The following is a 17765-nucleotide window of genomic DNA, read 5'->3' as shown; positions in this document are numbered from 1 at the left end:
CATAAGCTATGATTGAAGCGGATCGTTTGATTGCGCCGGATAATACGGTTTACAGAGATGAAGACGTTATTGACCGTGCAATACGCCCGAAAAAACTGGAGGATTACCAAGGTCAGGACCATGTCCGAGATCAGATGGAGATCTTTATTAAAGCGGCTCAATTGCGTAAAGAGGCGCTTGACCATTTATTGATTTTTGGTCCACCGGGGCTGGGCAAAACCACCTTAGCCAACATTGTGGCCAATGAGATGGAGGTCAATATTCGCACCACCTCTGGCCCGGTATTAGAAAAAGCGGGTGACCTTGCTGCTCTATTAACCAATCTAGAAGAGAATGATGTTCTGTTTATTGATGAGATTCATCGCCTCAGTCCTATGGTTGAAGAGGTGTTGTATCCGGCAATGGAAGATTACCAACTGGACATCATGATTGGAGAAGGTCCGGCTGCTCGCTCGATCAAAATTGACTTACCGCCCTTTACCTTGATTGGTGCTACGACACGTGCAGGTTCGTTAACGTCACCGCTTCGCGACCGCTTTGGTATCACTCAGCGCCTCGAATACTACAAAATTCCTGATCTGCAACATATCGTCCAACGCAGTGCCGATTGCTTGGGTTTGTCTATGGAGGCGGAGGGCGCACTTGAAGTTGCGCGCCGTGCTCGGGGAACACCGCGTATTGCTAATAGGCTGCTGCGCCGAGTCAGAGACTATGCCGAAGTCAAAGGCAATGGTCATATTTGTGCCGAGGTTGCCGACAAAGCACTCAACATGCTCGATGTTGATGCTCAAGGGTTTGACTACATGGACCGCAAGCTGCTGCTTGCCATTATGGAGAAGTTTGGTGGTGGTCCGGTCGGCCTAGACAATATGGCTGCGGCGATTGGTGAAGAGAAAGACACGATCGAGGATGTCCTCGAGCCTTACCTCATTCAGCAAGGCTACTTGCAGAGAACACCGCGAGGTCGGATTGCAACAGACCGAGCTTACCTTCATTTCGGAATTGAAAAATAAGTTTGCACAAGCCAGCGATAAAACGCTGGCTTTTTTATTTGTGAACAAAATCACACTGAATTACATTAGTTACTCCTAATTGGGTAGCGTAATTGAGTGACTTGTTAAACGTATGTGCTGCATAAATAGTTGATTTACCCCTCACGATAACGCCTGTTTAACAAACCCCTTGGTCTTTAGTTGATCTATATCAATTTGATGTTTTTTTAAACAGAAATGCCGCACAAAAGTTGATGCAAATCAAAGCGAACTCTGGCTATAAACCTTTTGAAACATTCATTTTTTAGCAGTAGTATTAGCGCCAGCTATATTAGCTGATGCTTAACAATTAACTAACCGTTACGGTACATTTTTGCAACAAGATGCCTAATATTGGCAACAGTGGTTGAGTGCGATTAACACTGACTAACAATGCATTAATGTCGAAAGTGTCTTCAGCCGACACATAGGAGTAAACATGATTGACGTAGTTGATCTGTCGCGGTTGCAATTTGCACTGACAGCGATGTATCACTTCCTCTTCGTACCTTTGACTCTGGGTATGGCATTCCTTCTTGCCATCATGGAGTCTCTGTACGTAATGACGGACAAGCAAATCTATAAGGACATGACTAAGTTCTGGGGTAAGTTGTTCGGAATTAACTTTGCGCTGGGTGTGGCAACTGGCCTCACGATGGAGTTCCAATTCGGAACCAACTGGTCATATTACTCGCATTACGTTGGTGATATTTTTGGTGCGCCGCTCGCGATTGAAGCTCTGGTCGCATTCTTTTTAGAATCCACTTTTGTAGGTCTATTCTTCTTTGGCTGGGATCGCTTATCAAAACGTCAACACCTTGCTGTCACTTGGTTAGTTGCGCTAGGTTCCAACTTCTCTGCTTTGTGGATCTTAGTGGCCAACGGCTGGATGCAAAACCCAGTTGGCGCCGAGTTCAATTTTGAAACCATGCGAATGGAAATGGTCAGCTTTGCCGAAGTGGTGCTCAACCCAGTGGCTCAGGTGAAATTTGTCCACACGGTCGCGTCTGGCTACACCACAGGTGCGATGTTCGTTTTAGGCATCAGCGCATACTATCTACTAAAAGGTCGTGATATCGCCTTTGCACGTCGCTCGTTCGCGATTGCGGCTTCATTTGGTATGGCTTCCATCCTGTCTGTTATCGTACTGGGCGATGAGTCAGGTTACGAACTGGGTGAAGTTCAGAAAGTGAAGTTGGCCGCAGTGGAAGCAGAGTGGCACACAGAGCCAGCGCCTGCTGCATTCACACTCTTTGGTTTGCCGAACCAGGAGACCATGCACACCGACTACGCTATCAAGATTCCTTATGTAATGGGCATTATTGCAACGCGTTCATTTGACGAGCAAGTGACCGGTCTTCGTGATCTGCGCGACCAGCACGTCGACCGCATCCGCACCGGTATGTATGCCTACGAGTTGCTTGAAAAGCTGCGCGCTGGCGATAAATCTGAAGCCAACATGGCAGCCTTTGATGAAGTGAAGGGCGATTTGGGTTATGGCCTGTTGCTCAAGCGTTATACCGACAATGTGGTTGATGCGACTGAAGACCAAATTCAAGCCGCTGCGGATGATTCTATTCCGACGGTTTGGCCGCTGTTCTGGTCATTTAGAATCATGGTCGCGTGTGGCTTTATCATGCTTTTCGTCTTTGGTGCTGCTTTCGTTCAAACCTGTCGTCAGAAAATCGAGCAAAAACGCTGGATTCTGCGTGCTGCGCTACTTAGCATCCCACTGCCTTGGATTGCGGTAGAAGCCGGTTGGTTTGTGGCCGAGTTTGGTCGTCAGCCATGGGCGGTTGGTGAGATTCTTCCGGTTCATGTGGCAGCATCAGCCTTGACTGCTGCTGAAATTTGGACGTCATTGTTCGCCATTCTTGCGCTTTACACTGTGTTCCTGATTGCGGAAGTTTACTTGATGGTGAAATTTGCCCGTAAAGGACCGAGCAGTCTAAAAACCGGTCGCTACCACTTTGAGCAAAATCCACAATCTGTGGCAGACAAAGTTAGTCGCCAAGTAGAAGCATAAGGCAAGGAGAGACAAATGTTTGATTACGAAATCTTGCGACTTATCTGGTGGGTACTGATTGGTGTCCTGCTAGTAGGCTTCGCGATTACCGATGGTTTTGATATGGGTGTCGGCGCGCTGGTACCTGTTATCGGCAAAAATGACAACGAACGTCGTGTCATGATTAACTCTATAGCACCGCACTGGGATGGTAACCAAGTATGGCTTATCACCGCGGGTGGTGCGTTATTTGCAGCTTGGCCTCTGGTTTATGCAACTTCGTTTTCCGGTTTCTACCTGGCGATGATTGTCACCCTAGCGGCGTTATGGTTGCGTCCAATTGGTTTGGACTACCGTTCTAAAATCGAAGATCCAAAATGGCGTCAAACTTGGGATATCTGTATCTCTATCAGTGGTTTCGTTCCGCCGGTAATCTTTGGTGTGGCGTTTGGTAACCTACTGCAAGGTGTCCCTTTCCAATTGAGCGAATTCCTGATGCCTACTTACCATGGTTCGTTCTTTGGCTTGCTTAATCCATTTGCATTGTTGTGTGGTCTGGTTAGCTTGTTCATGATTCTGATGCAAGGGGCGACCTGGCTGCAGATGAAAACCACAGCAGACGTACACACTCGTGCACGCAATGTGGCGCAGTTGACGGGTCTATTGACTGTGTCTGCATTTGTTGCCGCAGGCTTTTGGGTACAAGGTATGGAAGGTTACGTCATCACGTCGGTGATGGATGGCAACGCAGCATCTAACCCATTAAACAAGGAAGTGATCCGAGAAGCGGGTGCGTGGATGAATAACTTCGAAACCTACCCACTGATGTGGATTGCGCCTGTGCTAGGTGTGGTTATGCCACTGCTAGCGGTTTTGGCATCGCGCCTTGATAAAGGTGGTATTGCGTTTCTTGCATCAAGCCTTGGCAATGCGGGGGTTATCTTCACTGCTGGTTTAGCTATGTTCCCGTTCATTATGCCTTCAGACCTGGTGCCTAATCACAGCTTAACGATGTGGGATGCCACGTCGTCAGAACTTACGTTGAATCTAATGACTGCTGTCGCCTTTGTTATGGTTCCGGTGATTCTTGGCTACACAACGTGGACTTACTACAAAATGTTTGGTCGCTTGGACGAGAAGTTCATCGAAGAAAACAAAAACTCACTCTACTAAGGAGCTATTACTATGTGGTATTTCGCATGGATTCTAGGCGTACTACTTGCCTGTGCATTCGGCATCATTAACGCTCTTTGGTTAGAGCACTCGGAAATGATGGATAAAGATAGTGAGTAATTTTGCTCACCAGGTGGCGAGATTGCACGCCCCTGTCGACAAGGCTCTTTGGCGAGCCTTGTCGTTACTCCTGGGTTTTTATCATGTGGCGTTGCTGATGTGGGATCCGGAGCAGTATTCCGTCTCTATCGGTGGGTTTAACGCTGTGATTGCTCCGCTGCTTATTTGGGCAGTTTGTTCCAGCATGGTGTTTGGTGTCGGTTTTAAACCACGCCATTGGGTATGGCAACTGTGCTTTAGTCCTTATTGCAGCTTGACCATTCTCGGCTATCTCACGGTGTTACGCCTGCTCTAGATTTGAGCACTATGGTAAACCAGTTGTATAAAAAAAGCGCATCACTCTTACCAGTGGGCGCTTTTTTTTGTTTCAAGCTTTGAATTCATCGATTTACCCTTGCATTGGGGGTGACGAATTGCGTTATAGTATCGAGTCAATCAGTTAGAGATGGATAGCAAGGTGCAGCAAGATAAGCCGATATTCGAATGGCCAGTGACGGTGTATTACGAAGATACTGATGCCGGTGGGGTTGTCTATCACTCGAACTACCTCAAGTTCTTCGAGCGAGCGAGAACCGAGCTGCTTCGCACAATTGGTGTTTCGCAGCAAACCTTGCTGGAACAAAACCTTGGTTTTGTAGTCCGACACATGGACATAGACTTTCTACAAGGTGCGCGTCTTGACGACCATCTAACTGTCACCACTCAAATCGCTGACCTTAAAAAAGCCTCATTGGTATTCTGTCAGGAGATCGTTAATCCTGATGGCAAGACATTGTGTAAAGCAATGGTTAAGGTAGCATGTATCGACAATAAGAAAATGAGGCCAAAGCCGATGCCTCAATCAATCGTAATGGAGTTAACTCAAAGTGACCGCTGATATTTCAATGCTCGATCTATTTTTGCAAGCCAGTTTGCTGGTGAAAATGGTGATGTTGATCCTGCTGGGCATGTCGATCGTTTCATGGGCAATGATCATCAAACGCAGCAAAATATTGTCGCAAGCGAGTAAAGAGGCGGAAAGCTTCGAAGATAAGTTCTGGTCAGGCACCGACTTATCGGTACTCTATCAAGCGACCAAGCAGCGTAAGGATGAGTTAGCAGGCACTGAAGAGATCTTTTATTCAGGTTTCACTGAGTTTGCTCGTTTACGTAAATCTAATGCTGGTTCGCCGGATTTCATCATGGAAGGGACGGGTCGTGCGATGCGCGTAGCGGTGGCACGTGAAGTGGACGAGCTAGAAACCCATCTTCCTTTCTTAGCAACGGTAGGCTCGATCAGCCCTTACATCGGCCTATTTGGTACCGTATGGGGCATCATGCACGCATTTATCGCACTCGGTGAAGTGAAGCAAGCAACCCTTGCTATGGTTGCGCCGGGCATTGCCGAGGCCTTGGTGGCCACCGCAATGGGCCTATTTGCTGCTATCCCCGCAGTTATGGCGTATAACCGATTGAGCAACAAAGTCGGCAAGCTCGAGCACAATTACGCCACCTTCTCTGAAGAGTTTCACAGTATATTGCACCGCCAAGCGATGGCTGGGCGTGATACTGTGCAGAAGGATTAGTCGCGATGGCGGGCTACCAACCTAAGAAACGCAAAATGACAGCAGAGATCAACGTCGTGCCATACATCGACGTAATGTTGGTGCTGCTGATCATCTTTATGGTGACTTCACCTTTTGTGACGCAAGGGGTCGATGTCGAGCTACCAAAAACCGCGACCGCTAAGCCTGCTTCGGAATTGGCTGGCGATAGCGATGCGAGCTTTATCATTGTTGAAATCGATCGAGAGGGCAACTTAGGACTAAGCGTCAACGATGAAGAAGTGACACGTGGCATTTCACTGCAAGATGTGATTGTTCGTGTTAAAGCTGAATTGTCATTGAAGCCGAATTCTCCCGTTGCGGTCGGTGGAGACGCAGCGACACCCTATGCGGATGTCGTGTTGGTTTTGGATGAGTTGAGTCGCGCTGGTATACCCAAAGTTGGGCTGCTGACGGACATTAAGGAATAACGTTCGCGATTCATGAAAGAGAAAAAGATCAGAAAAGGTAGTGATTACAAAAAGCCGATATTGATATCGGTCAGTTTGCATGCGCTACTGATTGTGGCCCTTATCTGGGGCACAGACTTTACGATGTCGAAACCCGAGCCAAGTGGGCGCATGGTGCAGGCAGTCGTTATCGATCCAACATTGGTTAAACAGCAAGCTCAGCAGATCCGTAGCCAACGTGAAGCTGCGGCTAAAAAAGAGCAAGAACGTTTAGACAAGCTGCGCCGCGAGAGCGAGCAGCTTGAGAAAAATCGTAAAGCGGAAGAAGAGCGAATTCGCAAGCTAAAAGAGCAGCAAGCCAAAGAGGCGAAAGCGGCGCGTGAAGCTGAGAAACGTCGGATCGAAAAAGAGCAAGAGCGCAAAGCTGAAGAGCAAAAAGCCAAGCAAGAAAAAGCTCGCTTAGCCAAGCTCGAAGAAGAGCGCAAAGCCAAAGAACAAGCGGTTAAGAAAGCAGAACAAGAACGTTTAGCCAAAGAAGCGGCGATTGCTAAGGCAGAGCAAGAGCGGCTTGAGCGTGAACAAGCGGCCAAAGAGGCCGAAGAGAAAGCGCGCAGAGAGCGTGAGGCCGCAGAAAAAGCTGAGCAAGAGCGTATAGCGAAAGAGAAAGCGGCGAAAGAAGCGGCAGAGAAGGCACGTCAAGAGCAAGAGCGTTTAGAGCGACTTGAGCGCGAGCGCAAACAACAAGAAGCGGCGCTTAACGACATATTTGCCGGTCTAGAGTCTGAAGCAGAGCTAAATACCTCAGCTCGCTCTCGATTTGTCGCCAGTGAGGCTGAGCGCTATGGCGCAATTTACACTCAATTGATTCAGCAAAACTTGTTGTTGGAGGACGCTTTTCGGGGAAAGTCTTGTCGAGTTAATCTGCGTCTGATCCCAACAGGCGCCGATGCGATTTTGGGCAATTTGTCGGTGCTCGACGGCGACAGCCGCTTATGCGCGGCAACCAAACGTGCTGTCGCGCGTGTTGCCAGTTTCCCTTTGCCCAAAGACCCTGATGTGGTCAATAAAGTAAAGAATATCAATTTAACCGTAGTACCTGAGTAATAAGGAATAGCTTGTGTTAAAGCGACTAATAATAGGATGTGTGCTCACCGTATTGAGCGTGATACAGACAGCAAATGCGGCGCTTGAGTTAGTTATCACTGACGGTATCGACTCTGCGCGACCTATCGCGATTGTGCCATTTAAATGGGACGGACCAGGAAACCTGCCACAAGATGTGTCTGCCGTTATTGCTTCAGATCTGCAGCGCAGCGGGAAATTTAGTCCGGTGGCGACCAGTAAGATGCCTCAAACGCCATACAGCGAAACTGAAGTCGACTTTAATGCATGGACTGGCTTAGGTGTTGACGCTTTAGTGACTGGCTCCATCACCCAAAGCGCAGATGGAAACTATATCATCAACTACCAACTGGTGGACGTGGTGCGCGGCCAGCTTACTCAAGGCCAGAGCAAAGCGCTGAGCGATGATGGGCAATTGGTGTTATCGAAAGATCATGTCCTGTTTAATAAGCGCGCGACAGTGCCGGGTGATCGGATGCGAGAGTATGCTCACCGTATTTCTGACTTAGTGTACGAGGCACTAACCGGTGAGAAAGGCGCTTTCCTGACCCGCATTGCCTACGTTGTGGTGAATGATAAAGACAGTTTCCCTTACCAGCTTCGTGTCGCCGATTATGATGGGTATAACGAACGTTTGGTGTTGCGCTCCAAGCAGCCGCTAATGTCTCCAGCGTGGTCGCCTGATGGCAAGCAACTGGCATACGTAAGCTTTCAAAACGGCCAAGCTGAAATCTTTATGATGAACATCTACACCGGCGAGCGTGAGAAGGTAACCTCATACCCACGTCACAATGGTGCACCTAGATTCTCTCCTGATGGCAGCAAGCTGGCATTGGTTCTGTCGAAAACTGGTAGCTTACAGGTTTACACCCTGGATTTGGCTAGCAGAAAGCTGACCCAAATAACACGCGGTCGATCGAATAATACTGAACCGTTTTGGCACCCAGATGGTAAATCTCTTATCTTTACCTCCGATCGGGGTGGAAAACCTCAAATTTATCAAGTAGATTTGGCAAACGGTTCGACAAATCGACTCACTTGGCAGGGCAGTCAAAACCTAGGCGGTCAAATTACGCCAGATGGCCGTTTCTTAGTCATGGTTAATCGCAGCAATTCTGGTTTCAATCTGGCCAAACTCGATTTAGAAACAGGCGCGATGCAGACATTAACCAAAACGTTGCTCGACGAGTCACCAAGTATTTCACCGAATGGTGGCATGGTCATCTACAGTTCGATTTACAACAAAACCAATGTCTTATCGATGGTCTCTATCGATGGGCGCTTTAAAGCAAGATTACCGGCAACAAATGGTCGAGTTCGTGCACCTGCATGGTCACCGTTTTTGTAGCAAGTAAGTATCAATAACAAAGGAAACGATAACAATGCAACTTAACAAAGTTCTTAAAGGGCTTCTAATTGCGCTACCAGTACTAGCCGTTACCGCATGTAGCTCAAGCGATGACGCAGCCAATACTTCTGGTTCTACTGAAACTAACCAGACTCAAACTGTTGATAACACAGTTGTGTCGCCAATTGATCAAAACGGTCAACTATCAGAGCAAGAGCTAAAAGAGCAAGCGCTACGCGAAACTCAAACTATCTACTTTGCCTTTGACAACGCAACTATCGCTGGTGACTACGAAGAGATGCTTGCTGCACACGCTGCATACCTAAGCAAGAACCCTGCGCTAAACGTGACAATTGAAGGTCACGCAGACGAGCGTGGTACGCCTGAATACAACATCGCTCTTGGCGAGCGTCGTGCAAGTGCGGTATCTAAATACCTACAAGCGCTAGGTGTTCAAGCCGATCAAATCTCTATCGTTAGCTACGGTGAAGAGAAACCACTTCTTCTAGGTCAATCAGAAGATGTTTACGCGAAGAACCGCCGCGCAGTTCTCGTGTACTAATAGAGGAATTGCCTCATGTTCAGTAACCTTAAGCGCGTTTTTACGCTAACGTTACTGGCAAGTGCAGCGAGCCAAGTGCTCGCTGCACCAGCTCCAGTATCCGATCTAAGCGGTAGCACGACTGCCCGATCAACGTCTTCAGTTTCTGCCAATGAAACTGATGTCCAGCGCTTAGAGCGCCTATTGGAAAACCGCAATCGAGTCCAGTTGCAGATGCAGCAACAGCTTGATGATATGTCTCTTGAAATCAGCAACCTGCGTGGTCAGTTGGAAAAAAGTACTTACGATATGGAGCAAATGTTACAGCGCCAACGTGAGCTTTTTATCGAGCTGGATAAACTGCGTGAGCAAGTGGCTAAGCCCACAGCGCAAGTTGAGCTCAGTGAGGACACTCAACCTGAAGCGGCAGGAACCTTTAGCTCTAACGTGGACGAGCAAACTGCTTATCAAAATGCAGTCGACCTGATTCTCAAAAAGCGTGATTACACCGGTGCCATTGCGGCGTTCCAACAGTTCCAAAAGGACTACCCGGATTCAAGCTTTACCCCAAACTCTCACTACTGGTTAGGCCAGCTCTATTTTGCTAAGAAGCAAGATAAGGAAGCAGTAAAAAGCTTTGCTGCGGTGGTGACGTATAAAGACTCCAACAAGCGTGCAGATGCATTGGTGAAGCTGGGCGATATTGCTAAGCGTAACAACAACGAAGCACAAGCGTTGAAGTACTACCAGCAAGTCGTCGCTGAATACCCAAACAGCGCGTCAGCGAAGCTCGCTCAAGAGCATCTATAACCGAGCTTGTGGTCATTTCTAAAAGGAGCGTACATCGCTCCTTTTTTTGTTGCCGTAGAGAAACTGGAATCTTCGTCGAAGTTGGGGTTACAATAGCCGGATTATCGGAAGTTGCGTAGAGCAAAAGCAATGAGCCACATATTAGACAAAATAGAAACAGTTTACCCTTTCCCTCCAAAGCCCGTCCCACTGACAGCAGAGCAGCAGCAGGCACATATTGCCAATATCAAACAACTGCTCAAAGACAAAGATGCAGTGTTGATCGCTCACTACTATACCGATCCTGAGATCCAAGCACTGGCTGAAGAAACCGGCGGCTTTGTTGGTGATTCATTGGAAATGGCTAAGTTTGGTAACCGCCATCCTGCCAGCACTCTGATTATTGCAGGTGTCCGCTTTATGGGGGAGTCTGCTAAGATTCTCACTCCAGAAAAACGCATTCTGATGCCAACGTTAGAGGCCGAGTGTTCACTCGATCTTGGCTGTCCTGCGGATAAGTTTACTGAGTTCTGTGATGCGCACCCTGACCACACAGTGGTGGTGTACGCCAATACATCCGCAGCGGTCAAAGCACGCGCCGATTGGGTTGTGACATCGAGCATCGCGCTAGAAATAGTTGAGCACCTGGATGCTGAAGACAAGCCAATCATCTGGGGGCCAGATCGTCACTTAGGCTCTTACATTGCCAATAAAACCGGCGCTGATATGCTACTTTGGCAAGGTGAGTGTGTGGTACATGATGAGTTCTCGGCCGACGCGCTGCGTAAAATGAAGGGTTTATATCCTGACGCAGCAATCCTGGTTCACCCTGAGTCTCCAGCTAGTGTTGTAGAGCTTGCTGATGCCGTAGGCTCAACCAGTCAGCTGATTAAGGCTGCCAAGGAGCTGCCGCATCAGCAGATGATTGTTGCTACAGACAAGGGTATCTTCTTCAAAATGCAACAGTTGGTGCCGGAGAAAGAGTTGATCGAAGCGCCGACAGCAGGTGCAGGCGCAACTTGTCGCAGCTGCGCTCACTGCCCTTGGATGGCGATGAACGGCCTTAAAGCCATTGAGTCTGCGCTGCGTGATGGTGGAGAAGAGCACGAGATTTTTGTTGATGAGGAAGTGCGGGTGAAATCACTGATTCCTCTCAACCGAATGTTGGACTTTGCTGAGCAGCTTAATCTGCAAGTGAAAGGCAATGCGTAAGTAGCGCTCGACCCTGTGTTTTGAAACCAGCCAACTAGGCTGGTTTTTTACACTGAATCGGTTCGATCAAAAACCAGCGTTGTAACAAGGAGCACTATGTCCCTTTGGATAACTTTTAGAAAGTGGCTACATTCAAACCTGTTTAGCCTAAGTAATCGAAACTTAGCCTTGTTGCTATTGGCCTACATTGGCTTATCTTGGTTGCTGTTATCCGTCAGTGGTGAGCAAGCGCTGACCCAGGAAGTATCGACGTTTATCTACTTTCTGATGGTAACGGCATCGACGGTGGGCTACGGGGACTTGTCACCAACCACACCTCTGGGTAAGTGGGTAGTGGTTTTGTTTGTCATTCCTGGAGGTTTGTCGCTGTTTGCAGCCTTGATTGGACGCTTGGCTTCAGGGGCGGTGGATTACTGGCGTGCAGGTGTATTAGGTAAACGGAGAGTGGGTGTGGACAATCATATCTTATTATTAGGTTGGAATGGGCAGCGTACTATTCATTTGATTCGGATGTTGCAACATGAAGAAGAGGGCAAACGTCCGATTGTGTTGTGTAGCCGCTCTGATATTGAAAACCCGATGCCAGGTGAGATTGGCTTTGTCAAAGTCAACAGTTACACCGATAGCCAAGAGATGGCCAAGGCGGCGATTTACAGCGCCAGCTGCATCGTCGTCGATAACTTAGAAGACGACATTACCTTATCGGCGGCGCTATATTGCGCCAATGTTAACCCGAGCGCTCATCTGTTAGCCTACTTCAAGGATGAGGCTTTGAGCCATCTACTCAGCCAACACTGCCCGAATGCCGAGTGTATACCGGCTGTTGGCGCAGAAATGCTGGCGAAGTCAGCGGTTGATCCAGGCTCGAGTGCGCTTCATCAAGAATTATTGGCCTCGACTCGCGGTATGACCCAATACTCCACGCTCTATCCGCTAGACCTTGATCCGTTGTCGGTTGAAACGGCGTTTGACTTTCTCAAGCGCCATTATCAAGCCACACTTATCGCGGTGGATATTGGAAAGGGGATTGAGCTCAATCCAGATCTGGCGCGCACTATTACCCCAGGCGGCAAAATCTTTTACATTGCCGATGAACGCATCGAGCAGATTGATTGGCGATCGGCGCTAACTAATACCAAACGGGATAAGTAGGTGTTCAGATAATTGCGCAGGAAAAATCGCTGAAAGCAAGGCATAGATTGCAGCTAGCTAGTTGACCTACCTACAAAATCTATAACGATGCTATCAGCGATTTTAACCAGCAAGAATGACCAGATATTTATGCTGTTTGGTATAAATAGGTTGAGAAAAAAACGCAGCTCTGAGCTGCGTTTTTGATTTCAATAGAGTGAGTTAAGCCTGGTCTGCCAGCATGGTACCGCGCATGGTTAACCCACATAGCATGGTTGGCATTGCGTTAAAAATCTCTTCAAACTGTTCAAGGCCTTCAATGCCCTGTTCGGCGAGCGTCGCAATGGAAGTTTCCGGATCGTAAAGCATGCTCAATGAAAGCAACACGCCGCCAAGTAGTGCGTTGTCTTCGCTATCTTCTGGCATGATAGTTTCCCAATCATCGCGGGCAAGTTGCCAGCCTTGAAGAACCCCTTCACAGAAATCTCTGGTCTCTTGGGTGACGATTTCTTCTTCGTCTAATCGGCATCCATCAGGCCACTGCCAGCGATTTTCAAGTAGTGCAGGGCGGTATTCATTCCAAATTGCTACAATAAGTTCGATATAGGTTTCGAGTTGTTCACCATCGCTAAAGGGCGCGACCTCCTCTCCGCCCCACAGAAACGGTAGCCACTCATGAGGGGGCAATATATTGGGTGCCGCTGCCATAGCGGTGACAAAGCCCTGCGTTTTTGCCTCATTAATCAGTTTCTGTTCCAGTTCAGGCAAAGCAAGTAGTTGTTGTAGTGTCAAAATAGGCATCCTATATCGAGCTTAAGTTGTGATGGCGGCATAGTAACACAGCCAAACTGTGAGATAAAAAGGTTGCTGTAGGCAGTTATTCACTATAATTTTCTATAAAAGGACAAAATTCAAAGATTTATGGAAATACGCTCGTCACTCAAAAGGAAAAGCATCCTAGCGCTGGCCATCTATTTAGCCTTGGTGGTCGCGTTGATCGGTACGATTAGCTATTTAGTGGTTGAGCCTCCTACCCGTGACAATTTGAAACAAAACCTCGACCTAAGAACCGAGATCATCTCCGAGCAAATTCTTCATCCGGTCAACGTGTCACTGGGTATCTTAAAGGCGATTGTCAGTATTGGCGGCTTTAATGATGATCAGTCACATCAAGCAGAGCAACTCAGTCAACTGTTTGCATTGATCGATGGCGTGACGATAAGTGGGGGGATATGGCCCAAACCCTATTCAGTCGATGCGGATACTGCCTACACCAGCCTGTTTTTCAGCCGTGCCAGCGACGGCCAAATTGACCAGCTTCAATCTTGGAACAACCCAGCATTGGGTGGGTATGAAAATGAGTCCTGGTACTTATCGGTGGTCGACAAACCGAGCGGCACCGTCGCATGGTCGCCAGTTTATATCGACCCTTTCACGCACATTCAAATGATTACCGCCTCTTCACCATACTACGTTGATGGAGCGTTTGCCGGAGTCGCTACGGTCGACATTTCGCTGGAAAGCTTAGTTAAGTTTGTTCGCCAACACGCCGAAGAGTATGGGCTAGGGGTGATTTTGCGCGACGGCTATGGCGACATGGTGACAGAGTACAACTTTCAATTGGCAGAAGATGTCTATATCAGCCGACATCAATTTGGTGGTTTCGATTGGAGTGTTGAAGTCGTCAATGCAAATCAACTGGTGGCTGATCAAGTCTACAATGTGGTTTCGAAAGTCGAGGCGGCGATTGTCCCCATTATGCTCGCGTGTGTCATGCTAGGTTATATTCTCATCGATCGATTTTTGATTTCGCCGATCATCACGATTGCGCGCAGTGTTGATAACTCGAAGCAGGGCGGCATTATCGAAACGGACTATCATAGCCAAGATGAAATTAAATATCTGATTGACTCATTCAATCACAAAACCATCTATCTCGAACGCGAAAAAGTCAAAGCACAAGCTTCAACCAAAGCTAAAAGTGCATTCTTAGCCACCCTATCTCATGAAATCCGCACCCCGATGAATGGTGTTCTTGGTACCGCGCAAATCCTGTTGAAGACAGACTTAAATGACGAGCAGCGCAAGCACCTAAAAACTCTGTACGAATCCGGTGAGCATATGATGACCTTACTCAACGAGATCCTCGATTTCTCTAAAGTAGAGCAGGGGCATCTAGAGCTCGAGAGCTCGCCATTTCCGCTTGAGTCAATTATCGGCAGTATCAATAGCGTGTATTACACCCTGTGTTCGGAGAAGGGCCTACAGTTTAAAGTGTACTCAGAAGTCCCTAACGAGCGTTGGTACCTATGTGATAAGGCGCGATTACGGCAAATACTGTTCAATCTACTCAACAACGCGGTCAAGTTTACCTCGCGCGGCTATGTGGAAGTGTACTTCAAAGAGGAGCAGCTAGATGGCGAAGTCTATCTATTGATCCGAGTACGAGACACAGGGATCGGCATTGCTAAAGAGGCGCAGCAGAAAATCTTTAAGCCATTTGAACAAGCTGAATCCTCGACGACACGACGATTTGGCGGAACCGGTCTTGGACTGGCTATCGTAAAACAGCTGTGCGAGCTGATGCAGGGTGAAATAGAACTCACCAGCGAAGTCGGGATCGGTTCGAGTTTTGAAGTACGATTGAAAGTCGAGCAGTGTGAGCCAACCTACGCTGAGTTTGCCGAGAATCAAAAACTCGATTATCACGGTCTAAGAGCTTTAATCGTTGAAGACAATCGAACCAATGCCATCATTTTGTCCACCTTTATGACCAACAAGGGCTTTGCCTGCGATACCGTAGAAAACGGTGAGCTCGGTGTGCACGCGGTGGCGAACGATAACTACGATCTCGTACTGATGGACAACCATATGCCTGTCATGGACGGCGTAGACGCAACAGCGGCGATTAGAAGCTTAAATAGTGCCAAAGCGAATGTGCTCATTTTTGGTTGTACTGCCGATGTGTTTAAAGATACTCGAGAGCGGATGCTTGGCGCGGGCGTTGACTATATTATTTCTAAACCTATTGACGAAATTGAACTCGATGACGCTCTGATGAGTTATTCAGATAAACTCTATCAGTATCGTCCTCATCCAAATCTTATTGAACCCGCCAACTCAGTCAATCTAGAAGAGCCGTTGGCGCTGTTCTACATGGCGATAGAGAACAAAGATCTATCTTACGCCCAGAGCCGCTTCGAGCTAATTGGCGAAGAGCTTGCCGCCATCGAAACACCGCAGTTACAACAAACGCTTGCCACCATCGAACGCCATTTAAAACAAGGTACTTTTCCACCTCAGCAAGACCTTGATGTGCTGACCCTTCTGGTTAAAGATTACTGTAATTAACTTTCATCTAAAGCAAATTCTACGGCTTTTCTAGCGTGATAGTGACTTAATCTAGTTTGTTTACTAGATTTGGTGCATTATTCACCCTCGCAAATAAACTTTGAAATTTAAAACTAATGAAATAATGTTTTAATAGCGCTATAAACTGGGTTGTTGCTTATTATCTGGTTTATGGTTCCTTTTAAATTGATTATGTTGGTTTTTTGTTTGGTGTTGTTTATGAAGTCGCGTGGGCCTTTTTGCATCCGCCATGCCGCCGCAGATACATTTGCGATGGTCGTGTTTTGTTTTGTTTCGGGAATGATTATTGAGGTTTTTGTGTCAGGTATGACATTCGAGCAATCATTGGCCTCAAGGACGTTATCAATACCAGTCAATATTGCGATCGCCTGGCCTTACGGAGTGTTTCGTGACTATGTCCTCAAGCAAGGCTATCGTGTATCGCCATCAAGCATGATGAAGAATCTATCAGACTTGCTGGCGTATGTGCTGTTCCAGTCACCGGTTTATGCGGCGATCTTATTTGCTGTGGGCGCACAACCAGAACAGATTGCAACCGCAGTTGCCTCCAATGCTGTGGTTTCTTGTGCGATGGGCGTACTGTACGGTTATTTCCTCGATATGTGTCGTAAGTGGTTTAGAGTCCCCGGCTACTATCAACAGGCTTAATTTGCTCTATTGCCGATCAAATTAGACAGTTAGTGACCAGTTGCACCACAGACTAGGATTTTTTTGGCTATTTGGCTTGACCTATACCAATAGAATCATTAAATTAGCGCCTCGTTAGCCGATTGCGCTAACCACAATCTGATTCGGTGAGTTGTCCGAGTGGCTGAAGGAGCACGCCTGGAAAGTGTGTATACGGCAACGTATCGAGAGTTCGAATCTCTCACTCACCGCCACATTCTTGAAGAAAGACGTCCTAGGACGTCTTTTTTTATATCTTGATCAGATTAAAATCAATGGCTTATGCTCTAATACGGTTTAATAGAGTGCTATTGAATCCGAGACTCTTTGTAATACTTTTACGCCGGGTATTACTTAGAAGAGTGACAGAGTATTACTTATAAGTAATATTGAAGTCCTTTAAAAAGGATTTTTAATACCAGAAATGTAATGGTCTGCGCAAATTGCTCCAAGTTAAATAATTGAAGTTAAAGTGGATTTCTTGGCTTTGTAATACTTTTTCATTCTTGGGGCCGGCGCTTGAATTATGGCAAATCTGGTATTACTTTTCGTCAATTCTAATGACTGAAACTATCACTAGGCTAAGTATGCAGCGTTTGATTGGATAAGTTTGCTATGCAAAACTTAACTATTGCTTAGTGTCATCGATGGACATTTTTTCATTCCCTTTTCGAAGCGTTAGTCGTTCTTGGAGCGCTGTGAACGCTTCCTTAATCTCTTCCTGCTGCGTTGATGCGCCACGAGTATCTAACGCTCGATTAAACTGCTCGTAGGGCATCTTCATAAGCTGATAGGAGGTAAACTTGCCATCCAGTGTAACCAGCTCTTGCTGAACCACTTCGAACCCCTGCATTGGAATTTCAGCCACCAGAGAGTCGACAAGTTGCGTGTACTGCTCCGTTGTGCCCGTTGACGAATCGCGCAAATAACTTTGCTCATTACCTGATAGCTCTTGACCTAGAGACTTGGCGAGTTCGTATTGTGCGTTCAAGCCGGACTTTTTAATGGCCAACTGCAGTTTTGAGCTTTCACCAACCCCGACTCCATAAACACCTGTAGCGTCCGGTTTCGGTGGGTTGATTACCCATTGGGGCACAGAAGCAAGAATAGCCTGTGCCTTTTCTTGCTCCATTTCATTTTTGATGGCCTGTGCCTCAAGTTGATCTTTAGTTATATCAGCAGCAGTTTGAAGGGTTGATGTACAGCCGACCAACGTCAGTGACGACAGTGCGACCGCTATTAACGTGTTCTTTTGCATGGCT

The 17765-nt window shown here is 47.4% G+C and carries 18 protein-coding genes and 1 tRNA gene; 17 read left to right on the top strand and 2 right to left on the bottom strand.

Features of this window, described 5'->3' with window-relative positions; all coding sequences use genetic code 11:
- The first annotated feature begins 8 nt into the window (after positions 1–8).
- The 14 genes from ruvB to MTO69_RS08555 all read left to right on the top strand — a co-directional run bounded on the left by ruvB (position 9) and on the right by MTO69_RS08555 (position 12486).
- Positions 9–1013: a Holliday junction branch migration DNA helicase RuvB gene (gene ruvB, locus MTO69_RS08620; protein WP_248328368.1), complete on the top strand. Its 1005-nt coding sequence runs from the start codon at positions 9–11 to the stop codon at positions 1011–1013.
- A gap of 457 nt (positions 1014–1470) precedes the next feature.
- On the top strand, positions 1471–3057 hold the full coding sequence (gene cydA, locus MTO69_RS08615) for a cytochrome ubiquinol oxidase subunit I (protein WP_248328366.1): 1587 nt from the start codon (positions 1471–1473) through the stop codon (positions 3055–3057).
- A gap of 15 nt (positions 3058–3072) precedes the next feature.
- Positions 3073–4209 (top strand): cytochrome d ubiquinol oxidase subunit II, encoded by a 1137-nt coding sequence (gene cydB, locus MTO69_RS08610; RefSeq protein WP_248328364.1) that lies wholly within the window; start codon positions 3073–3075, stop codon positions 4207–4209.
- Between the two features lie 12 nt (positions 4210–4221).
- Positions 4222–4329, top strand: coding sequence for a cytochrome bd-I oxidase subunit CydX (cydX, locus tag MTO69_RS08605; RefSeq protein ID WP_000270284.1), 108 nt, complete (start codon positions 4222–4224; stop codon positions 4327–4329).
- Positions 4322–4624 (top strand): cyd operon protein YbgE, encoded by a 303-nt coding sequence (gene ybgE / locus MTO69_RS08600; RefSeq protein ID WP_248328362.1) that lies wholly within the window; start codon positions 4322–4324, stop codon positions 4622–4624. Before cydX ends, ybgE begins: the two co-directional genes overlap by 8 nt.
- A gap of 150 nt (positions 4625–4774) precedes the next feature.
- Positions 4775–5206, top strand: a complete 432-nt coding sequence (ybgC, locus tag MTO69_RS08595) for a tol-pal system-associated acyl-CoA thioesterase (protein WP_248328361.1) — start codon at positions 4775–4777, stop codon at positions 5204–5206.
- The gene (tolQ, locus tag MTO69_RS08590) at positions 5196–5894 is read left to right on the top strand and encodes a protein TolQ (RefSeq protein ID WP_248328359.1); all 699 of its coding nucleotides are present in this window, start codon (positions 5196–5198) and stop codon (positions 5892–5894) included. Before ybgC ends, tolQ begins: the two co-directional genes overlap by 11 nt.
- Positions 5895–5899: 5 nt before the next feature.
- Positions 5900–6343: an ExbD/TolR family protein gene (locus MTO69_RS08585; protein ID WP_176287483.1), complete on the top strand. Its 444-nt coding sequence runs from the start codon at positions 5900–5902 to the stop codon at positions 6341–6343.
- Between the two features lie 12 nt (positions 6344–6355).
- Positions 6356–7426, top strand: a complete 1071-nt coding sequence (tolA, locus tag MTO69_RS08580) for a cell envelope integrity protein TolA (RefSeq protein WP_248328357.1) — start codon at positions 6356–6358, stop codon at positions 7424–7426.
- A gap of 13 nt (positions 7427–7439) precedes the next feature.
- Positions 7440–8792: a Tol-Pal system beta propeller repeat protein TolB gene (gene tolB / locus MTO69_RS08575; protein ID WP_248328355.1), complete on the top strand. Its 1353-nt coding sequence runs from the start codon at positions 7440–7442 to the stop codon at positions 8790–8792.
- A 34-nt stretch (positions 8793–8826) separates the two neighbouring features.
- Complete coding sequence (gene pal, locus MTO69_RS08570; protein ID WP_248328353.1) at positions 8827–9354, top strand: peptidoglycan-associated lipoprotein Pal; 528 nt, start codon at positions 8827–8829, stop codon at positions 9352–9354.
- A gap of 15 nt (positions 9355–9369) precedes the next feature.
- Positions 9370–10143: a tol-pal system protein YbgF gene (ybgF, locus tag MTO69_RS08565; protein WP_248328352.1), complete on the top strand. Its 774-nt coding sequence runs from the start codon at positions 9370–9372 to the stop codon at positions 10141–10143.
- A gap of 129 nt (positions 10144–10272) precedes the next feature.
- A complete protein-coding gene (nadA, locus tag MTO69_RS08560; protein WP_248328350.1) occupies positions 10273–11334 on the top strand; it encodes a quinolinate synthase NadA in 1062 nt (353 codons plus the stop codon).
- A gap of 96 nt (positions 11335–11430) precedes the next feature.
- Positions 11431–12486: a potassium channel family protein gene (locus MTO69_RS08555; RefSeq protein WP_248328348.1), complete on the top strand. Its 1056-nt coding sequence runs from the start codon at positions 11431–11433 to the stop codon at positions 12484–12486.
- A gap of 201 nt (positions 12487–12687) precedes the next feature.
- Here MTO69_RS08555 and MTO69_RS08550 read toward each other — a convergent pair whose 3' ends face one another.
- Positions 12688–13257 carry a UPF0149 family protein gene (locus tag MTO69_RS08550; RefSeq protein WP_248328346.1) on the bottom strand — a complete coding sequence of 190 codons (570 nt, stop codon included), beginning with the start codon at positions 13255–13257 and terminating at the stop codon, positions 12688–12690.
- A 129-nt stretch (positions 13258–13386) separates the two neighbouring features.
- Between MTO69_RS08550 and MTO69_RS08545 the strand changes: the two genes are divergently transcribed.
- From MTO69_RS08545 to MTO69_RS08535, 3 genes are all read left to right on the top strand, one after another.
- On the top strand, positions 13387–15816 hold the full coding sequence (locus MTO69_RS08545) for a hybrid sensor histidine kinase/response regulator (protein WP_248328344.1): 2430 nt from the start codon (positions 13387–13389) through the stop codon (positions 15814–15816).
- A gap of 219 nt (positions 15817–16035) precedes the next feature.
- Positions 16036–16485, top strand: a complete 450-nt coding sequence (locus MTO69_RS08540; RefSeq protein WP_248328342.1) for an L-alanine exporter AlaE — start codon at positions 16036–16038, stop codon at positions 16483–16485.
- Between the two features lie 145 nt (positions 16486–16630).
- A tRNA-Ser gene (locus MTO69_RS08535) sits at positions 16631–16718 on the top strand.
- Between the two features lie 413 nt (positions 16719–17131).
- Here the strand turns inward: MTO69_RS08535 and MTO69_RS08530 are convergent.
- The gene (locus tag MTO69_RS08530; protein WP_248328340.1) at positions 17132–17761 is read right to left on the bottom strand and encodes a hypothetical protein; all 630 of its coding nucleotides are present in this window, start codon (positions 17759–17761) and stop codon (positions 17132–17134) included.
- Positions 17762–17765 lie beyond the last annotated feature (4 nt).

This window comes from Vibrio sinaloensis (genome assembly GCF_023195835.1).
GTDB lineage: Bacteria > Pseudomonadota > Gammaproteobacteria > Enterobacterales > Vibrionaceae > Vibrio > Vibrio sinaloensis_C.
The sequence above is the reverse complement of the archived record's forward strand: the minus strand, read 5'-3'. Positions and strand labels throughout refer to the sequence as shown.